Below are 17,519 nucleotides of genomic sequence, written 5' to 3'. Positions count from 1 at the left end.
GTCGGACATCGACATAGGAGTAGTTCATGCACAAGCATCATCAAGATATCTATGACGTTGTAATTGCCGGAGGCGGCCCCGTCGGCCTGTTTCTCGCCTGCGAGCTGCGCCTGTTGGACTTATCGGTCCTGGTGCTGGAGCAATCCGAAGACCCACACTCCCCCTTGAAGCGCCTTCCATTTGGAATGCGCGGTCTTTCAACGCCCACAATTGAAGCGCTCTACCGTCGTGGGTTGCTTGACGAGATAGTCGCGGCTCAGCGTGCGAATGATGCCGAAGACAAGGGTAAGAAGACCGCACACTGGATGCAACAGCCGCGCCGGCCAGCCGGCCATTTTGCGGGCATCCAGTTCTATCACGACGACATCGACACCTCGAAGTGGCCGTATCGCTTGCCAAGCCCGGCCGACACCAGCATGGCAGTCGCATTGGAGACGCTCGAAACAGTCCTGGGCCGCCGAGCGTGCGCGATGGGGGCCGACATTCGGCGTGGCTTCAGCGCTGACGAATTTCACGCGTCAGACGAAGATGTGACCGTTCTCGCTGGCGGGGAGACTTTTCGCGGACGCTGGCTCGTCGGTTGCGACGGTGGCCGAAGTGCGATTCGCAAGGCGGGCGGATTCGATTTCGTCGGCACCGATCCTGAGTTCACCGGCTATTCCGTCGAAGTCGAGATCGCCGACCCGGAAGCGCTCCGCGCCGGCCGGCACTATACGTCGAGCGGCATGTACACCTACGCGAAGCCCGGCACGATCGCGATGGTGGAATTCGACGGCGGCGCTTTTCACCGGATCCAGCCGATCACGCTGGAGCGTGTGCAGGCGGTCTTGCGCCGCGTGTCCGGCACAGAAATCACCCTGAAAAACCTTCGGCTCGCTACCACCTGGACAGATCGCGCCTACCAGGTGACAACGTATCGCAAAGGGCGTGTGCTGCTCGCGGGCGATGCCGCGCACATCCATTCTCCTTTGGGCGGTCAAGGACTCAACCTCGGGCTCGGAGACGCGATGAACCTAGGCTGGAAGCTGGCATCCACGATCCGTGGCGTCGCGCCGGCCGGTCTACTCGACAGCTATCAGCTGGAGCGACAACCCGTAGGAGCACGCGTTCTCGACTGGTCGCGCGCGCAAGTCGCACTCATGCGACCAACCCAAAGCACGCGCGCGCTCGAAGCCATCATGCGGGATCTAATCGAGACCCGCGATGGCGCGACGTATTTCGCTGAGCGCGTGTGGGGTATTTCGCTGCGCTACGATCTTGGCAGCAGTCATCCCTTGGCGGGCCGCAGCGTGCCTGATTTCGAACTGGTCGACGGAACGAAGGTTGGCAGCCTTCTGCGCGAAGGGAAAGGCCTCTTCCTGGACTTCGATACAGGCGCATCGCTTCAGGCGCTTGCGAGCCGTTGGCGAGGCCGGGTCAGCTATGTCGCAGGCGACGTCAGGGACCGGCTGGGTTTGCGCGCTGTACTGGTGCGTCCTGACGGGTTCGTCGCCTGGGCGAGTGAAGCCGCCCCTGACGACAAGGAGACTGCCCAGGCCTTATCGCGATGGTTCGGCGCACCTGAGGATGCGGGTGAATCCGCCTAATGCCTGGTTGATAACAACATAGGAAGGGCCGCTTTCCGGGCGAAAACGTCAATCAGTTGACGAACTGCGAGTGTTGGCGAGCGGTCGTAGGTGGCCGGCCTTTGCCTGTCAGCGATCGGCACAAGCTCGATCCTGAACCGCGCTTCGACCCGGGATGACTTCTATTGCAGCTTTCAAAATGAAACGCTCATGCGCGCGGTCATGCCAACACGTGCGGACTGCTACGTATTTGCTACCAGCAGCTCTTCCGCGTTATTTGGCGGACGCAGACCGTCTGTCCTGCCCGCGAAGTAGCGCCCGGAAAGATCGGTCGCCGAGACGTGCCGCGCTTCTCTAAAGCCAGCTTCGCGGGCAAGTGTCAGGATCTCCTGCGGCGTGAAAAAGCTGAGGAACGGTGTCCCGCTTGCTCGCGCTCCCTTCGCCGCCATCTCAAGCCCGGGACGTATCTCGGGGTCTGCCATCTCCAGCGGGAGCAGGAATGTCATCGCGAGCGTCGATCCTCGCGCGAGGGCCGCGACCTGGCGCAGCGTAGCCATGTTCGCCTCTTTGGTGAGATACATGCTGACGCCTGTGGAGACCACGATTGCCGGCTTGCTTTCATCGAAGCCGGCGGTCGCGAGCTTTTCCGCCCAAGCCTCTCCTGCCTCGAAATCGACTGGCACGAAGCGCAGCCACTCCGGGACGCCGAAGCCGAGCTCGATCAGACGTTGACGCTTCCACGCCTGAGGCCCTGGCTGATCAATCTCGAACACCCGGAGGCGGGATGCGACCTCTGGCCTGCGCTGTGCGAAGCTGTCGAGGCCGGCGCCGAGGATCACATACTGACCAAGCCCGTGGCCGGCCTGTTCCACGACCAGATCCTCAATGAAGCGGGCACGAGCCACTATTGAGGCGCGAAAGGGGCGAGTGAACTGCGGGTCCATGTCTCCGCGGCTGCGCCAGTCCTTGTCCGGGGCCAGCAGCTTCAGGCCGATTTCGTCTTCCAGCACGTGCGGCGGCAGGTCGGCCTCAAGATGCAGAGCGCGCCACAAGGCGACTCTCGCTGCTGTGCTGTCGGGCGCTGCATCTGGCTTGTCGTTCATGACTTTCCATCTCGTTGGTTCGTCTTCGTCTGAAGCCGCGAGCTGCACGTTACTGATCGGACCCTGACGCCGCCATTTAATCGGAAGCTGGCAATCAGGAAGAAAACTGCGCACAAAGCGCGGCCAGATCGCGTCGCACCCAGGCCGCGTCTGCTTCGAATTTTTCAGCCGACATACCCGGTTGCCGAAACAACGTGAACGCTACCTCGGCTCCGGCGCCATTTTGAAATACGCGCAGCGGCACGTAGATTTCCTCGCCGGTGCTCAGGCGAACGTAATGATCCATTACGCCAAACGGATTGTGCCCGGTGAATCGAATGGTCACGCTTCCTTCCGGGCCGTGCGCTTTCCAGTGATCGCCGCACTCTTCGAGCGTCGAATCGGCCAGTCCCGACGCCCAACTCTGGAACGCTTCAGGACGCCATATCGCGTTGTACAGGTCTTGCCAATCGCGATCGATAGAGACGCTTATGGTTATTGCTTCCAGCATTGATTCACTCCGCGAAACACGCCGGGATTCTGTAATCCAAGCCATGACAACCCATCTACGCTGCCGTCCATTCGACAAGCGTGGCCACGGTATTCATGTTGCGAGCGGTTCCAGTCCCGGCGACCGGGATTTTAAGTTTTGAACGGGCTATTCCGTCTTTGTAGTGCACGTAAATCTCGCGTGTCCCGAGTGCGATTTCTTCTGTTCGCTGACCACTCACACTATCCAGCACATCTGCGGGAGGCGGTGCGTCGAGAAAGATTGCGACGGTTTGATTCGGCGCCGCTGAGCTGAAGGGATTGTTGGCAAGAACTGCCGCTAGCTCAGCGCCCGAACGGATCAGAATCCCTACCGGCTTGCCGGCATAAGTCTCAAGACAACGCTCCAGCTTCGATTTCACGGATACTTCCGAAAGCTTGCTTTCGAACACAACGTTGCCGCTGGCAATATACGTGCGCACATTGGAAAAACCAACGGAGGCGCACATCGCGCGAAGTTCGGACATGGGGAGCTTGCCGGTGCCGCCAACGTTCACGGCCCGCAAGAGAGCGGCGTAAGTAGTCATCCAACTATTCTATTGCCATTTCATCTACATGGCTCTGTACCGTAAGCCGACTAAACCGGATGGTATCGGTCGGCGTCTCCCGCTTACTATGCGGTCGGCCATTCGGAATACCTTGGTATGTCGCTGTTTTCAGTCGTCCAGGGTTGGTCGTGTGAAGTCCAGATATGCATGGCGGGCGTTACGCCAGGATCTTCGTCGAGCGTGGGAATCCGCAGAATGATGTGAGCTTGTTCCGGCCGCTCAGCAATAAGTTGGGTGCCGCAGACGGAACAGAAATGACGGAGCTTGCCCGGAGAAGACTCGAAGCTGCGCAACAAACTTGCGCCCGACGTCCAGCGAAAGTCTTTCCGCAACACTCGCGCCGTTGTTGCGTACGCGCTGGCGTGAGCCTTCTGGCACGTTTGGCAATGGCAGTGCGAGATGGGCGACGAAAGTGCCGCCGCCTCATAGCGAATCGCTCCACACAAACAGCTTCCCTTCATGGTTACCTGTCCCAGTCAACGTTGCGGTATTGAAGCAGAACGAATCTCTTCGGAGACTCCAGGATTGGATTTTTGCAGACATCCGGCGAGCACACCAGTGCTAATGCTAGTGCTGGACAATCGCCGACCCCTGCCCAAACCTGCCCAGACGGATGCAAAGCAGCGCCGCCACACTCAGCGCGGCCGCAGCCGTCTCCAATGATCCCGAAAACGAATGATGCGGTGCGTACATCGCATTGGCGACGAGCGGTCCCACGATCTGCCCGATGCCAAAGCATGCGGTCATCACGGCGAGAATGCTCATGCGCATCGTGTGTGCTACCCGGCGGCCCGCGAGCATCGAAATTGTCGTGGTGCCCATGAATGTACCGCCAACGATCAATGCGCTGCCGAGGTACCCGGCCGGGTTGGGCGACACCACCGGCAAGATGACGCCGATCGCTTGCAGCGCGAGATTCAGGAACAGCGCGCGCCGCGTGCCAAGGCGCATATGGACCGCGTGCCAGATGAAGCACGACGGAACCGCGCCCAGGCCGAACAACGCCCAGATCTGGATAGGATTGATTGAACCCAGTGCGTTCCGGACGAAGAACGGCAGATAGGTCGCGGTGATGATGTAGCCGAAGCCCGCCAGCCCGTAGAGCACGATCAGCCGTCCCGCACCCAGCGCAGGGAAGGACTCGTGTCCGTGCACGGTTGCACGCGTGCCGGAGGCGTCAACCGGCCGTGCATCGAGACTCGGCAGCGCAATTGCGGCAAGGATCAATGCGCCTGCTGCCAATACCCACCAAAGCCCGGCGCTATGGAGGTTGAACGCACGTCCCGCGACCAGCATTTCCGACGACAGCACAATGCCCATGCCAACACCTGCATATAACAACGGGGCACCGCCCGCGTGGCCGCGATGTTGCAGCAGCCAGAGCGAAGCCGCCACCATGGTGACCGCGCTGACGGCGCCCGTGATGCCGCGCATCGCGATGATCAGACAGGGCGCATTCAACAGCGCCGTCACTCCGAGACACACCACGATGCCCGCGAGCGCAAGCATGCACAGCCTGCGCGAGTGTCGCGGATGCACTGCAGCAGTCAGCAGCGCTCCGGCCAGATAACCCGCATAGTTCGCCGATGCGGCGAGCGTGCCCTGGTGCACGGTCAGCACGGCATCGCTGACCATGACCGGGTAAATGCCCGTGAACGCAAAGCGTCCGAACCCGATGCCGACCGCCATGACGAGCGCGGCGATCAGCGCTGCCATGCCTTGGCTGGCTGTCGATGAAGCCTTTCGAATCGTGCTCGTGCTCATGATGATTTTCTCCTTGCTGCGTGATGCTTCGACACGAACGGTGTAAGTGCTTCGCGCAGTGCGTTCAACGCCGCGGTCTCGTATCCGTTTCGATGGATGAGCCAGGTATCTACCTTCGCCACAACATGGGTTCGGAAGTCGGGCGGTTCACGTAGCAACTCGAGCACGCTGCGCGGCACGAGGGACACGCAACCGCCTGCCGCAACGCACGCCAGCATGCTGTGATAGGACCCGACCTCCTGAATGTCGAGCGGTGACCTGTCCTGGCCAAACCACTCTTCGGCTAGCAGGCGGTAGCTGCAGCCTTCTGCAAACGCGGCAAGCGAACGCACGGTGATATCCGCGCCCTGACGAACGGCGGCATGTCCGGGCGGCAGCACGAGCAGAATTTCCTCGCGAAAGACTGGTTCGCCGTGAAGCCCGGCCGCTTCGAGATCGGATGCCGATGCCATCTCGCCACAGGGCGGGAGCGCAGCGAACGCGCAATCCAGCAGACCAGTGCGAACCTGTTCGATCATTTGTCGCGATGGCGCCGTCGAAATCCTGAGCTGGACGTCGGGGTACTGCACATGAAGGGCGGCAAGCGGTGCAGGAAGACGAGCCGCGGCCGTACTTTCCATGGTGCCGATTCTGAGCGTGCCCGAGGGCGCTTGCGGGCTCAGCACTTGTCGCGCTTCGTCAGCCAGCGCGAGCATTCGGTTCGCGTACCCGAGAAAACGTTCGCCTTCCGCGCTCAGCGTAAGACGATTGCCGTCGCGCCGAAACAGTGCCACCCCCAGTTCCTCCTCGAGTTGCTGGATTCGCGTGGTTACGTTCGACTGCACGCGGCCGAGCCGCTTGGCCGCCCGGGTCACGCTGAGTTCGGCGGCGACGACGCGAAAAATGTCGAGACTGGTGTGATCCATAAAAATCTCAATTAGAGAACGATGTAAACATCATATTCCCAAATTGAGATAATATGCAAGCGGTCTACTTCTTTGCGATGGTGACCCGGATTGATGTACTTGCTTCCGGCCGTCGCTCAATGTCGGATAGAACGCTCGAGGCACTCATGAATCCGCAAGCAACCAGTTCTCTCATGCCGATGGACGGACATGTCCAGAGGCTCAGCTATGCCGAACGCAACGCGCCATACTGGCGGCGCAATCTATTTGTCTGCGTATTCGGGTCTTTTACAACGCTGCTCAGTCTCAGCATGCTGCTGCCGTTCCTGCCGCTGTATGTGCAGCAGTTGGGCGTGAGTTCTCCGGCGGCGGTCGTGCAGTGGTCGGGTGTCGCATTCGGGGCAACGTTCTTCGGCACTGCGATTACCGCGCCACTCTGGGGACGCCTGGCGGACCGTTATGGCCGCAAGCCCATGCTGATCCGTGCGGCGGTTGGCATGGCGATCGTGATGTCGTTGATCGGACTCGCGCATAACCTGACGGAGCTGGTCGTATTGCGGCTGATCGCGGGGCTGATCGGCGGTTATGCCTCCGCTTCGATCGTCATGGTCGGCACGCAGGCGCCACGTGAGCGCGCAGGCTGGGCGCTGGGCGTGCTGTCGACGGGTGCGTTCGCGGGCAATCTCGTGGGGCCGCTGGTCGGCGGTTTCCTGCCGACATACGTCGGCATCCGCGGCACGTTCTTCGTGGGCGGCGCGATCATCGCCGTGGCTGCGTTGCTGACCATTGTGGTTGTGCGCGAAGACTTCGATCGTACGACCGACGTGAAGAAGCGTACCGACGCCGGCGCGGCCTTGCCTCCCACAATCAACCGGGCGGTGATCCTCGCGCTGCTGGTGACGGCAATGATGGTGTTGCTCGCCAACATGTCGATCGAGCCGATCATCACTGTTTATATCGGGCAACTCGGCGTGCCGGGCGACCATCTCGCGCGCACGGCCGGGATCGTGATGGCGGCATCGGCATTCGGCAGCATGTTGACGGCCGCGCGTTTTGGCGCGCTCGCTGATCGCATCGGAAGCTCGAAGGTCATCATCGGGTGTTTGATTGCTACCAGCTTGGTAATGGTCCCGCAGGCGTTCGTCACCGAATGGTGGCAGTTGGCCATTCTTCGCGGCTTGATGGGGATGACACTCGCAGGACTGCTTCCATCGATAGCCAAGGAGATCCGGCACGCAGTCGCCGATCACAATTCCGGCAAGACGCTCGGCTATCTGCAATCGGCGCAGTTCAGCGGGCAGGTTATAGGCCCGTTGATTGGCGGCCAGATCGGTGCGCACGTCGGCTTGCGCGCGGTGTTCTTCGTGACGGCTTCGTTGTTGCTTGTTTGCGCTGGATTGAATCGATGGGCGAGAACCCAGCCGGTGAGGTGAGGGGCGTCTTCCCCGACGGACGTTCGCGGTAACTGTACGAACCGCGCGGACCGCATCGTCAAGCTTGCCTTGCCGTTAAAAGCTTGATACCTAAGCCGAAGAAGACAAGGCCGCTGCAACGCTTGAGGGCTTCAATCCACCGGCTTGTGCCAAGCCCGTTATGAATCCGGCGCACTCCGAACGAGTAGACGGTGTGAACCAGCGCCACGGTGCAAGCCACTGTCAGATACATAACGATGAACTGCGCCGGCAGCGGCTGGTCGTGCGTGATGAACTGCGGCATGAACGCAGACAGGAAGATCAGCGTCTTGGGATTGCTTCCCGAAACCAATAACGCTTCCCGAAAAATTTTGCGCTTGTCGAGAGAGGGCGTGGGCAGTGCATTGACGGATGCGGTTGCCCCAAGTTTCCCGCTTTTGTTCACGCTTCTCTTCCCGCTCCTCAACTGCTTTACGCCCAGGAACATGAGATAAACCGCACCCAAGATCTTCATGGCGAGAAACAACGGCGGCATGGCTGCGAGCACCGCGCCCACACCCAATGCCACAAGCAGCACCACGACCAACTGAGCCAGCAGATTTCCGGCAATGGTCGCAGCCGTGCCGCGGCCGCCGAATCGAACCGTGTTGCGGATGACGAGCAGGACGTTGGGTCCGGGCGAAATAGTGGTGACCAGATACGCTATTGCGAAAAGAAACCAGGTATGAAAGGACATTCGCGGGCTCGCTGAAGCGCTTCGGGTGGGGACAACCGTAGACGAATAATGCCATCGATTAAAAGGTGGCATCAATGGGTGGACCGGAAGAACCAATAGACGGGAGCGTCGTCACGATCGTGCCCGGCAATAACGCTTATTTTTCGGTGCCTTGCTGCATGATCAGCGACTCCGACTGCAGCCAGTCGCGAAACGCTGACAGCCGCGGCAGCACCGCGCACTCAGGCCGATAGACCACGTAATACGCGAGCTGCGACGGACAGGTCGTGCGGCTGAAGAGCCGGACAAGGCGCCCGGCCGCCAGGTCGTCGTGCACCATGACACTCCGGCCAAGGGCAACGCCGTGTCCGTCGATGGCGGCTTGCACCACGGCAGCCGAGTTATTGATGCGAAGTCCGCGATTCGAAGCGACACCAGGGATACCAGCCATCTCCAGCCATGTGCGCCAGGTCGGGAAACCGGAACTGCTTTCCATCGAGAGATCGTGAATCAGTGTGCATCCCTTGAGTCCGGACAGGGTTCGAATTCCACCATTCTTGCGCCGGAATTCAGGTGAGCAGACGGGATAGATTTCTTCGTCAAACAGCTTCTCGGCAGTGAAACCGGGCCACGAGCCTGCGCCATATCGCACGCCAATGTCTATACCCTGAGCTGCGAAATCAAGCAACTTGAGGCTTGTGTCAAGACGCAGATCGGTCTCCGGATGGGCCTGCTGGAAGCGGTCGATTCGCGGAAGCAACCACTTCGCGGCGAACGCCGGGCTCGTTGTCACGGTCAGCACACCGTTTGTCGACGCTTCCTGCAGGCGCGCAAGTCCCAGGGTCAGCCGGTCGAAGCCCGCGCGGATATCCGGTAGCGCGCGCTGCGCGGTATCGGTCGGGACGAGGCGGATGGTGCCGCTGGCGCTGCGGTGAAAGAGTGGAACTCCCAACCACTCTTCAAGGCCGCGGACCAGTTGCCCTACAGCCGCCGACGTAACGTTCAGCTCCGTTGCCGCAGCCGAGAAACTCTGATGTCGTGCGCTCGCTTCGAATGCCCGAAGCGCGTTCAAGTGAACCGGATATTTCATGAGATACAAAGATTTTCTTTAACGTCCGGGAAGATTAACTGATTTGTCGGCACGACGCAGGGTTTCTAAACTAGCTCCATGCGTTGAGGACATACCGGTTCGTGGTGGAATGTCCGAAACACCGGGCGCGAGCATTTCGCGTAAAGAATCGTTGTTAAAAATAGGTGACGGTAATGAATAGTTTTTCTTTAAAGGTAGCAATAGTAACGGGTGGCGGTTCTGGAATTGGCAAAGAAGTGGCGAAGCAGCTCGTTGCGGCGGGCGCATCTGTTGTTATAGGCGGGCGCGACGTGTCGAAGCTTGAGCAGGCAGCGAAGGAGATTGATCCGAGCGGCATGAAGGTGCGTTACCACGCCGGAGACATTGCTCTGCCTGCAACGGCTGCCGCGCTGGTCGAACTGGCAACGCAGGCGTTTGGCGGTGTCGATATCCTGATCAATAACGCAGGCGTTTTTAGTCCCAAGCCGTTTCTGGAAGTGGATGAGAAGGAGTACGACTGGTTTATCGACACCATCCTGAAAGGCAAGTTCTTCATGGCCCAGGCTGCGGCACGTGCGATGAAGCTGCGCGGAGGCGGCGCGATCGTGCAGACCGGTTCGTTGTGGGCACTGCAGGCGATCGGCGCTACGCCGTCAGCCGCGTACTCCGCCGCGAATGCGGGCGTGCATGCACTGACCCGCAATCTCGCGATCGAACTCGCGCCCTTGAACATCCGGATCAATACGGTCGCACCTGCCGTTGTTGAGACCCCTGTCTACAACACGTTCATGACCGACGATCAAGTGAAGGAAACGCTGCCGTCGTTCAACGCGTTCCATCCGCTCGGCCGGAACGGCCAGCCCGCAGATGTCGCGTCGGCCATGCTCTTTCTTGCGTCCGCTGAGGCATCGTGGATTACCGGCACGGTGCTGCCGGTCGATGGCGGCGTAACCGCTGGCCGGATCTGAGGGGGAGGCGAAGGTGATGAAGGACTGGAATGGCTACCGTGAGACATGCGCCTTCATCACGCCCCTGCTTGCGCGCGACTGCATGGCGATGACATAGAATGATTTCGCCCAGTCAACTTCGGACGAAACCATGGATCCGCAGCAATGGGATTTACTCGATACCTATTTTGTTGTCAACTGGTGCCGGCGGACGAAGCACTGGAAGCGGCGTTGCGGTGTAGCGCCGAAGCGGGTTTGCCGTCAATCAACGTCGCGCGCAATCAAGGCAAATTTCTTCAGTTGCTGGCACGCATACGCGGAGCCCGGCGGATTCTTGAAATCGGAACACTCGGCGGATATAGCTCGATCTGGCTGGCACGCGGGCTTTCATCCGGTGGCACGCTGGTCACGCTGGAAGCCAACCCCGATTACGCGGCGGTGGCGACGAAGAACATTGCGTTCGCGGGGTTCTCGGAGACGGTGTCGGTGATGGTGGGTCCGGCGATGCAGACGCTGGCGCAACTGATCGATGAAAAGGCGGAACCGTTCGACATGGTGTTTATCGACGCCGATAAGAAAACGTACCCCGACTATCTGCAGTTGTCGCTTGAACTGTGTCGTCCCGGCGCCATCATCGTCGGTGACAACGTCATCAGAAAGGGCAGGATGACCGACTTTGCCAGCACGGACCCTGATGTGATCGGTTTGCGGAAGTACTTTGACTTGCTGGGCAAGCATCCGAAACTTGACTCTACGGCGGTGCAAACGGCCGGCTCGAAGGGATGGGACGGTTTCTCGATTTCCATCTTGTCGGCGTAGCGAGATTGAAAAGACGACGTTTGGCTGAAGGCCAGGCACCAAAACGGATCGCAGTTTTCCTCAAATCGGTAGGCGGATGGTCTTCTACGATCGGCGCTCAACTCCGAAGACGTGCTAACAAAACGGCTGTTGCAGTTTCCGCCAAACGAGCATTCGGCACTCCGGCGAAAAGATTTCCATGCAGGCGATCCGGAAACCTGCCTCTTGCCAGTCGCGCAGCCTCCGCCAGCAAGTCATCACGCCCGCACCGCTGCCACCTCCCTCGGCGGCATCCCACAGGGATGCGCGTGCGCACCACAAATCAAATGCTGACCAACACGACGCGACTGTCTAACCGATTGCGACCTATGTGCCTTGGCCGGCGCGCCTTCGGCGGGAGCGGTGGATAAGGGCCCGCGATTCGTCGTCGACTATCAGAATAGCGACGTCCTCCCTACGGGAGCAATAAGCAAAAGGAGGACAGAACACCGCGCGAGTTAACCGCCTTGTTTGCTGATTCGCTAATTGGGCGGCGTTCCTTGATAGGTAGGCTTAATTGCGGTATCGAACAAGGCATTCCAGAGGCTGGTCAGGCATCTGGTCGCGCAACCCTTCTTGTTGGCGTCCGCGCGTTGGGTTCCAAGCTCGCGGTTCGGCCGATGGTTACCGGATTAGCGGAACGTCATGTATCGATCAAAGTGCGTGCTATTCGCTCGCCCTGAATCCGATCATCTAGTGCAAGGCATCGATTGGCTAGGATTAGTCTTATTAAAATAAGAACAATCCGAGTAAATGAATTGATAATGAAAGATTGTAATCGGTCCGTTATTAAAAGTAACAACTTTTGACACCCAACATCCGTTATTAAGTTCATATTTAATACATTGATGGGTCCACGCAGGAAGAGGGAATCACAATGCCTGTAATTGCCGAATGTATCTAGGATTGTGATTGCGCACTGACGTGTTGGGTCGAGTTTCGCTTGGCAATGTTGCCGTATTTCTAATCGAATTATTGAAGCCAATTCTTGAGTTTGTCGTTCCTTGGCTTGCTCTGATTGATGTAAGCGGTGATAAAAATGTTTTTAAGAATTCGAATAAACTTAATTGTAAGCCTTTTGCTCGTAGTGGCTAATTTTACATCTACGTCGTTATATGCGAAGCCCGTGAGAGACGCATTTACGCACTTCCGTGATTGTGATGTCTGTTCGGAGATGGTTTTCTTACCAGCCGGTGAGTATCTAATGGGCGCTACGGAAGAAGAGTTCAAGGGCGAGGATCAATATAGATTTATGTACTTGGGAGAGACGCCGCGTCATAAGGTAAATATTAAATCTTTTGAAATCGCAAAATTCTCGGTAACGCGGAAACAGTTCGGGATGTTTGCCAGTGAAACAGGATTTGATGGAAAAGGGTGCAAAATATTCAATGGGCGGAAATGGATATTAGATAGCAATGCGAGCTGGAAAAATCCGGGGTTTAAACAGACAGATCAAGACCCTGCTGTTTGCATTTCATGGGACGACGCGCAGAAATTCATTGCGTGGATTGATTTAAAAATTTCGAACAATACAGGCGAACATTTTCGTTTGCCGACCGAGGAAGAATGGGAATATGCGGCGAGAGCCGGAACCGCGACGTCATCTTACTGGGGCGGTAATTCGTTCGAGCAGTGTAAATACGAGAATGCTAGAGATTCGACCGCAAGGTTGCTTGATCCTAGCGTGCCCTTTGTCGAATGTAACGATGGATATATTACAACGGCTCCAGTGGGGTCATTTAGACCCAACCCGTGGGGGTTGTTTGACATGTTAGGTAATGCATATCAATGGATCTCAGATTGTTCATCTTTGGGGTACTCAGATGGTTCCATTGCCGTGGCACGCGAAGGCGTAAAGATGTACGGCTGCTCTTCAAGAGTTCTGCGAGGTGCGAGTTGGGCGTCTATACCAATCGCTGTTCGTTCAGCCAACAGAGGGGGGGCGCGGCCAAATATGCGTAGTAGTACGATCGGCTTCCGTCTTGCAGCTGATATATCGAATTAACGTAAAGTGAAGGTCAAATATGTCTCGATTAAATGTGCTTGAAGTGACCGATAACGCCTTTAACTTATCGTACGTAGCTTCATCGATCGGAAGTAGCGTGAGTCGGTCGGGTGCGCGATTCCTTAGACATCGCCGTCGCGTCGACGATCAAGTGCCTCAAACCTGATGCCTTGATCACGGCTGTGTGTCTGGCTGCCTCAATCCGCTTACGCGCGAGATTGATTTTGTCAACGCGTAATTTTGACAATCTGTATAGATTTATGTTCTGTTTTAGCTAGACAGCATCGCTATTTATAACAACCACAGGTAGTTGTTTCGGCATGAAATTTCGCGGCATTAATTTAGGATTGAACTTGCCTGGACGTCAAAATCCATGGGCATTATTTCTCTTATTATTCTCAATTGTGTCGTTGTTTCAAGGCGTCACGACGACCCATTGGATGGCAAGTCTTAGAGGAGAGGATTCAATTATTCCGCATAAGGACGATTTGACTCGAATCGGGCCGTTTTTAATGAGTAAGATCATAACCAGGAATTCAATCCTTGTCGGATTTGCGAGACCAACTGAGGTGATCACATACAAAGAAGACACCTATGGCTTCGATGTTGCGCCTAGTGTCATCGAAGATCTAATCAGTGAATATTCAGGCCAACCAATTGCATATCTTTCAGTAAGTAAAAATCGTTCGTTGCACGAGATATGGGGGTGCGAGGTAAATGGAATCGAAGTTTTGACTTATGAAAAATCGGTTTCAAATTACAAAAGTAGGGATTATTCACGGTATTCGTGGTTTTTGTCGTCTATCGCATGTGCGATTTGGTTTTTAATATCAATAATTGATTTTAGGGGTATTTACTAAATAGGCTGACAAGGAGAATATCTATGGCCTCTGTGAACGCAGTTTCGGCATCCGGTTTGAGTCAGATCAATCAATGGCTAGCGGCATTAGGAGGCGGCGAGAATGCTAGTAACGTAGCCAATCCGGATTCGTCAACCCTATCTACTACTGGGAACGGTATCCAGATAGGCGCACTCGCGGCTAATGCCCTTCATGTGGTTTCGGACACGGTCGGCGGAATAACGGGGCTTGTTGGAGGCGCTGCCATTTTTCAAGCCGATATTCAACAAGCTATAAAAGATTACGAAACGACCGGCGGTATATCCGGTACTACTACTAAAGCTCTGGTCAGCGATGTTGCGGGTTTGGTATCTGGGGGGCTACTGGTTGCTGTAGCCGCTGCGCAAGCGGCGGGGGCATCTAGCGTTGTCCTTGCAGGGATTGGAACCATTGCCTTGCCCGAGGCATTAGCGTTAGCGGCTGCTACCGGAGTAGCAGCCGTAATCTTAGGGGGTGTTGGTTTGTTACCGAATGACGTCAGCTCAAATATAAGCGGCTCCTCAAATGTGTATTCGGGTTTAAATTTATCTGATCAAACATCCGACCTTACTCTTCCAGCGGTAGTCGTTACTGGCTCATCGCAACCCGATATGACTATCGTTTCAGAAAATGGCATGGTAGTCACCCAAACTTGGCGGAGCGCTGATGACTCGTACACTGAATCAACCACATATACGAGCGTCTCAAGAACCAATATAGCTTCGGAAGTTACTACTGATGTAAATGGCGAGAATGGTCTTAAAACTGTTACGACAATTAACTATAATCCTGGCGGCTCGGAATGCACATTTAATCAAAGCGTCACTTCATCGGTTAATCCTAATGATTTGATTGGCGGTGCAGGTGGCACTGAAACGCAAAGCGGTACAGTGCAGACACTCAGCATAAGCGGTACCGGTTTTAACGCAACACTGTCTGGCGCGGCGATTAATATTTCGGCCGGTGCAAGCGCCGCAATAAGCGGGCACAACAACACAATCACCCAAAACGCCGGCTCTACGGTCACGCTCGATTCTTCTGATAGCAACACAGTTGAGAACGCGGTCACTGGACAGCAGTTCACCATCTCGGACGGTACCATCAGCGCCTCTGGTAACAACGGTCCTTTTGGCGGTGGCGCGACAGACAGTTTTACTACCAACAACGACGGCTCAATGAGCCTTTCTATAAGCAATGCAAGCGGCGCGCTAAGCGACACCGACACTTTCGGTTCAACTGGTGAACTCACGCAAGATCGACAGTTTACCAACGGCTATCTGGCCGACGTAATCAACTATACGAATGGCGTTGAGTCAGGCGAGGATTTCTACAATACGGCGAGCCAGGAAACAGAGGCCCTTTCCGATTTCACCAACGGCACTTCGCAGGTTACCTTTTACACGGGATTGCCGAGCAACGAAACATCGGAAACGGACGCCTTCAGCGGTGCGAACGGAACCGGTACGCGCACTGGGGCTCTGTTCAATCTGACTAACGGGACTTCGCAAGAATACTCGTTCACTGGGTTACCCAGCGGAGAATCGTCCGTCGATCAGTTCTTCAGTGGCACTAATGCTAGTGGAACACAGACCGAGAGCCTTTACGATTTCACCAACGGCACTTCACAGGCGCAATATTTCACGGGCCTGAGCAGTGGAGTGTCGGAACTGATCGAAAACTATATGGGGGCTGACGGCGCCGGCACCGAAACTTCGCAGATCACCGACTTCAGTGCGGGTAATTCACAGGTGAGCACTTACACTGGGTTGGCGAGTAACGAAACATCCGAAACGCAGGCCTTCACTGGCGCCAACGGAACCGGCACCCAGACTGCCGCGCTTTTCAACCTTACCAACGGGACTTCACAAGAGTATTCGTTTACCGGCTTGTCGAGCGGGGAGTCGTCGGTCGACCAATTCTTCAGCGGGACGAACGCCAGCGGCACGCAGACCGAGAGTCTTTACGATTTCACCAACGGGACGTCGCAGGCACAATATGAACCGCCCCGGGAATCGTGGAGGCTGCTTGGTTTAAGTTAATACGGGTTCAACGGCGGATGTTTCAAGTTGCCGGTAGTAGTTTGCCTCAGCTTCAGCGGGCGGGATATAGCCAAGCGGTTCCATCAGCCGATGGTGATTGAACCAGGCCACCCATTCCAGCGTTGCCAACTCGACGGACTCACGTGTTTTCCAGGTGCGGCGATGAATCAGTTCAGCCTTGTACAAGCCGTTGATCGTTTCAGCGAGGGCATTATCGTAGCTATCGCCCCGACTGCCGACCGACGGTTCGATGCCCGCTTCGGCGAGCCGCTCGCTATAGCGAACGCTGACGTATTGCGAACCTCTGTCGGAGTGGTGTATCAGCATTCCGTCGCCGCCTGGTCGCCGTGCGTAAAGTGCCTGTTCAAGCGCATCCAGAACGAAGTCCGTGGTCATCGACGTGCTGACGCGCCAACCAACGATCCGCCGAGCGAACACGTCGATCACGAACGCGACGTACAACCAGCCCTGCCACGTCGAGACGTAGGTGAAGTCCGAGACCCAAAGCTGGTTTGGCCGCGAAGCGTTGAACTGGCGATTGACCCGATCCAGCGGGCGCGGGGCGCAGGCATTGGGGACGGTCGTGCGAACACGCTTGCCTCGCATCACGCCACGCAAACCCAGTCGCCTCATCAATCGTTCAACGGTGCAGCGAGCCACCTCGATGCGCTCCCGGTTCATCTGCTTCCAGACCTTATCCGCGCCGTACACTTGCATGTTGGCCTGCCAGACACGCTTGATCTCGGGTTGCAGAAGTTCATCGCGTATCGCGCGAGCACAGCGCCGCGACGGATCGCGAAGTTGCGCGGCATGACGCCGATAGCCCGACGGGGCAATCCGCAAGACCTTGCAGATCGACTCGACCCCGAAGGTGTCGCGATGCTGATCGACGAAGGCCTTCAGGACTTCAGACGGCGGTCGAGCTCCGCCTGGGCGAAAAACGCGCTCGCCAACTTCAGAATCTCGTTGGCGCGGCGCAGTTCCTTGTTCTCACGTTCCAGCGTCTTGAGGCGTTCACGCTCCGACGTGGTCACGCCTTCGCGCTCGCCGCTGTCGATCTGCTCACGCTTGACCCAGCCCAATAGGGTCTGGCTCGAACAACCGATCATCGGCGCAATGGTTTCAACAGCTGCCCACAGTGACGGGTGCTCGCCACGCTGCTCGCGCACCAGACGAACGGCGCGCTCTCGGACTTCAGGGGAAAATTGGCTTGGCTTGCTCATGG

Annotated in this window: 14 protein-coding genes, 1 pseudogene and 1 other annotated feature; of the genes and pseudogenes, 6 read left to right on the top strand and 9 right to left on the bottom strand. The window is 57.0% G+C overall.

From position 1 onward, the window contains the following. Nucleotides 1–26 precede the first annotated feature (26 nt). Complete coding sequence (locus SBC1_RS18580; protein ID WP_165099756.1) at nucleotides 27–1,586, top strand: FAD-dependent monooxygenase; 1,560 nt, start codon at nucleotides 27–29, stop codon at nucleotides 1,584–1,586. Nucleotides 1,587–1,807: 221 nt separating this feature from the next. Here SBC1_RS18580 and SBC1_RS18575 read toward each other — a convergent pair whose 3' ends face one another. The 6 genes from SBC1_RS18575 to SBC1_RS18550 all read right to left on the bottom strand — a co-directional run bounded on the left by SBC1_RS18575 (nucleotide 1,808) and on the right by SBC1_RS18550 (nucleotide 6,413). Beyond that, on the bottom strand, nucleotides 1,808–2,668 hold the full coding sequence (locus tag SBC1_RS18575) for a class I SAM-dependent methyltransferase (RefSeq protein WP_165099763.1): 861 nt from the start codon (nucleotides 2,666–2,668) through the stop codon (nucleotides 1,808–1,810). A 94-nt stretch (nucleotides 2,669–2,762) separates the two neighbouring features. Continuing rightward, entirely contained in the window at nucleotides 2,763–3,158 is a 396-nt protein-coding gene (locus SBC1_RS18570; protein WP_165099784.1) for a polyketide cyclase, read from the bottom strand. Between the two features lie 55 nt (nucleotides 3,159–3,213). Further along, entirely contained in the window at nucleotides 3,214–3,723 is a 510-nt protein-coding gene (locus SBC1_RS18565) for a DUF1697 domain-containing protein (RefSeq protein ID WP_165099789.1), read from the bottom strand. 86 nt (nucleotides 3,724–3,809) lie between these two features. Beyond that, nucleotides 3,810–4,205 carry a GFA family protein gene (locus SBC1_RS18560; RefSeq protein ID WP_165099793.1) on the bottom strand — a complete coding sequence of 132 codons (396 nt, stop codon included), beginning with the start codon at nucleotides 4,203–4,205 and terminating at the stop codon, nucleotides 3,810–3,812. Between the two features lie 106 nt (nucleotides 4,206–4,311). Further along, nucleotides 4,312–5,508: a YbfB/YjiJ family MFS transporter gene (locus tag SBC1_RS18555; protein WP_206366081.1), complete on the bottom strand. Its 1,197-nt coding sequence runs from the start codon at nucleotides 5,506–5,508 to the stop codon at nucleotides 4,312–4,314. Further along, nucleotides 5,505–6,413, bottom strand: coding sequence for a LysR family transcriptional regulator (locus tag SBC1_RS18550; RefSeq protein WP_165099797.1), 909 nt, complete (start codon nucleotides 6,411–6,413; stop codon nucleotides 5,505–5,507). Before SBC1_RS18550 ends, SBC1_RS18555 begins: the two co-directional genes overlap by 4 nt. A 146-nt stretch (nucleotides 6,414–6,559) precedes the next feature. Between SBC1_RS18550 and SBC1_RS18545 the strand changes: the two genes are divergently transcribed. After that, nucleotides 6,560–7,825, top strand: a complete 1,266-nt coding sequence (locus SBC1_RS18545) for an MFS transporter (protein ID WP_165099802.1) — start codon at nucleotides 6,560–6,562, stop codon at nucleotides 7,823–7,825. Nucleotides 7,826–7,883: 58 nt separating this feature from the next. Here SBC1_RS18545 and SBC1_RS18540 read toward each other — a convergent pair whose 3' ends face one another. Both SBC1_RS18540 and gcvA read right to left on the bottom strand, forming a co-directional pair. Next, nucleotides 7,884–8,540, bottom strand: coding sequence for a LysE family translocator (locus SBC1_RS18540; protein ID WP_165099805.1), 657 nt, complete (start codon nucleotides 8,538–8,540; stop codon nucleotides 7,884–7,886). Between the two features lie 136 nt (nucleotides 8,541–8,676). After that, nucleotides 8,677–9,609, bottom strand: a complete 933-nt coding sequence (gene gcvA, locus SBC1_RS18535; RefSeq protein ID WP_165099808.1) for a transcriptional regulator GcvA — start codon at nucleotides 9,607–9,609, stop codon at nucleotides 8,677–8,679. A gap of 173 nt (nucleotides 9,610–9,782) precedes the next feature. On the opposite strand from gcvA, the gene SBC1_RS18530 reads away from it, so the two are divergent. From SBC1_RS18530 to SBC1_RS18515, 4 genes and pseudogenes are all read left to right on the top strand, one after another. Then, nucleotides 9,783–10,556, top strand: coding sequence for an SDR family NAD(P)-dependent oxidoreductase (locus tag SBC1_RS18530; RefSeq protein ID WP_165099866.1), 774 nt, complete (start codon nucleotides 9,783–9,785; stop codon nucleotides 10,554–10,556). Nucleotides 10,557–10,686: 130 nt separating this feature from the next. Beyond that, nucleotides 10,687–11,354 (top strand): annotated as a pseudogene (locus SBC1_RS18525) (O-methyltransferase). Between the two features lie 1,144 nt (nucleotides 11,355–12,498). Further along, entirely contained in the window at nucleotides 12,499–13,377 is an 879-nt protein-coding gene (locus tag SBC1_RS18520) for a formylglycine-generating enzyme family protein (RefSeq protein WP_165099869.1), read from the top strand. 883 nt (nucleotides 13,378–14,260) lie between these two features. After that, a complete protein-coding gene (locus SBC1_RS18515) occupies nucleotides 14,261–16,294 on the top strand; it encodes a hypothetical protein (protein ID WP_165099876.1) in 2,034 nt (677 codons plus the stop codon). On the opposite strand, the gene SBC1_RS18510 is transcribed toward SBC1_RS18515, so the two are convergent. After that, nucleotides 16,286–17,517 (bottom strand): IS3 family transposase gene (locus tag SBC1_RS18510; protein WP_370469656.1). Its coding sequence is split into 2 segments (ribosomal slippage): nucleotides 16,286–17,226 and nucleotides 17,226–17,517, totalling 1,233 coding nucleotides; the frame shifts between segments, so codons are not numbered across the junction. The genes SBC1_RS18515 and SBC1_RS18510 overlap by 9 nt on opposite strands. After that, nucleotides 17,123–17,239, bottom strand: a sequence feature (AL1L pseudoknot). It overlaps the preceding gene by 117 nt. Nucleotides 17,518–17,519 lie beyond the last annotated feature (2 nt).

Source organism: Caballeronia sp. SBC1 (assembly GCF_011493005.1).
Lineage (GTDB): Bacteria > Pseudomonadota > Gammaproteobacteria > Burkholderiales > Burkholderiaceae > Caballeronia.
This window is presented reverse-complemented; position numbering and strand designations above follow the sequence as displayed.

Coding starts and splice junctions, on each gene's coding strand:
- SBC1_RS18575 (WP_165099763.1), bottom strand. CDS start 2,668: ATGAACGACAAGCCAGATGCAGCGCCCGACAGCACAGCAGCGAGAGTC.
- SBC1_RS18545 (WP_165099802.1), top strand. CDS start 6,560: ATGAATCCGCAAGCAACCAGTTCTCTCATGCCGATGGACGGACATGTC.
- SBC1_RS18580 (WP_165099756.1), top strand. CDS start 27: ATGCACAAGCATCATCAAGATATCTATGACGTTGTAATTGCCGGAGGC.
- SBC1_RS18570 (WP_165099784.1), bottom strand. CDS start 3,158: ATGCTGGAAGCAATAACCATAAGCGTCTCTATCGATCGCGATTGGCAA.
- SBC1_RS18555 (WP_206366081.1), bottom strand. CDS start 5,508: ATGAGCACGAGCACGATTCGAAAGGCTTCATCGACAGCCAGCCAAGGC.
- SBC1_RS18565 (WP_165099789.1), bottom strand. CDS start 3,723: ATGACTACTTACGCCGCTCTCTTGCGGGCCGTGAACGTTGGCGGCACC.
- gcvA (WP_165099808.1), bottom strand. CDS start 9,609: ATGAAATATCCGGTTCACTTGAACGCGCTTCGGGCATTCGAAGCGAGC.
- SBC1_RS18550 (WP_165099797.1), bottom strand. CDS start 6,413: ATGGATCACACCAGTCTCGACATTTTTCGCGTCGTCGCCGCCGAACTC.
- SBC1_RS18530 (WP_165099866.1), top strand. CDS start 9,783: ATGAATAGTTTTTCTTTAAAGGTAGCAATAGTAACGGGTGGCGGTTCT.
- SBC1_RS18560 (WP_165099793.1), bottom strand. CDS start 4,205: ATGAAGGGAAGCTGTTTGTGTGGAGCGATTCGCTATGAGGCGGCGGCA.
- SBC1_RS18540 (WP_165099805.1), bottom strand. CDS start 8,540: ATGTCCTTTCATACCTGGTTTCTTTTCGCAATAGCGTATCTGGTCACC.
- SBC1_RS18515 (WP_165099876.1), top strand. CDS start 14,261: ATGGCCTCTGTGAACGCAGTTTCGGCATCCGGTTTGAGTCAGATCAAT.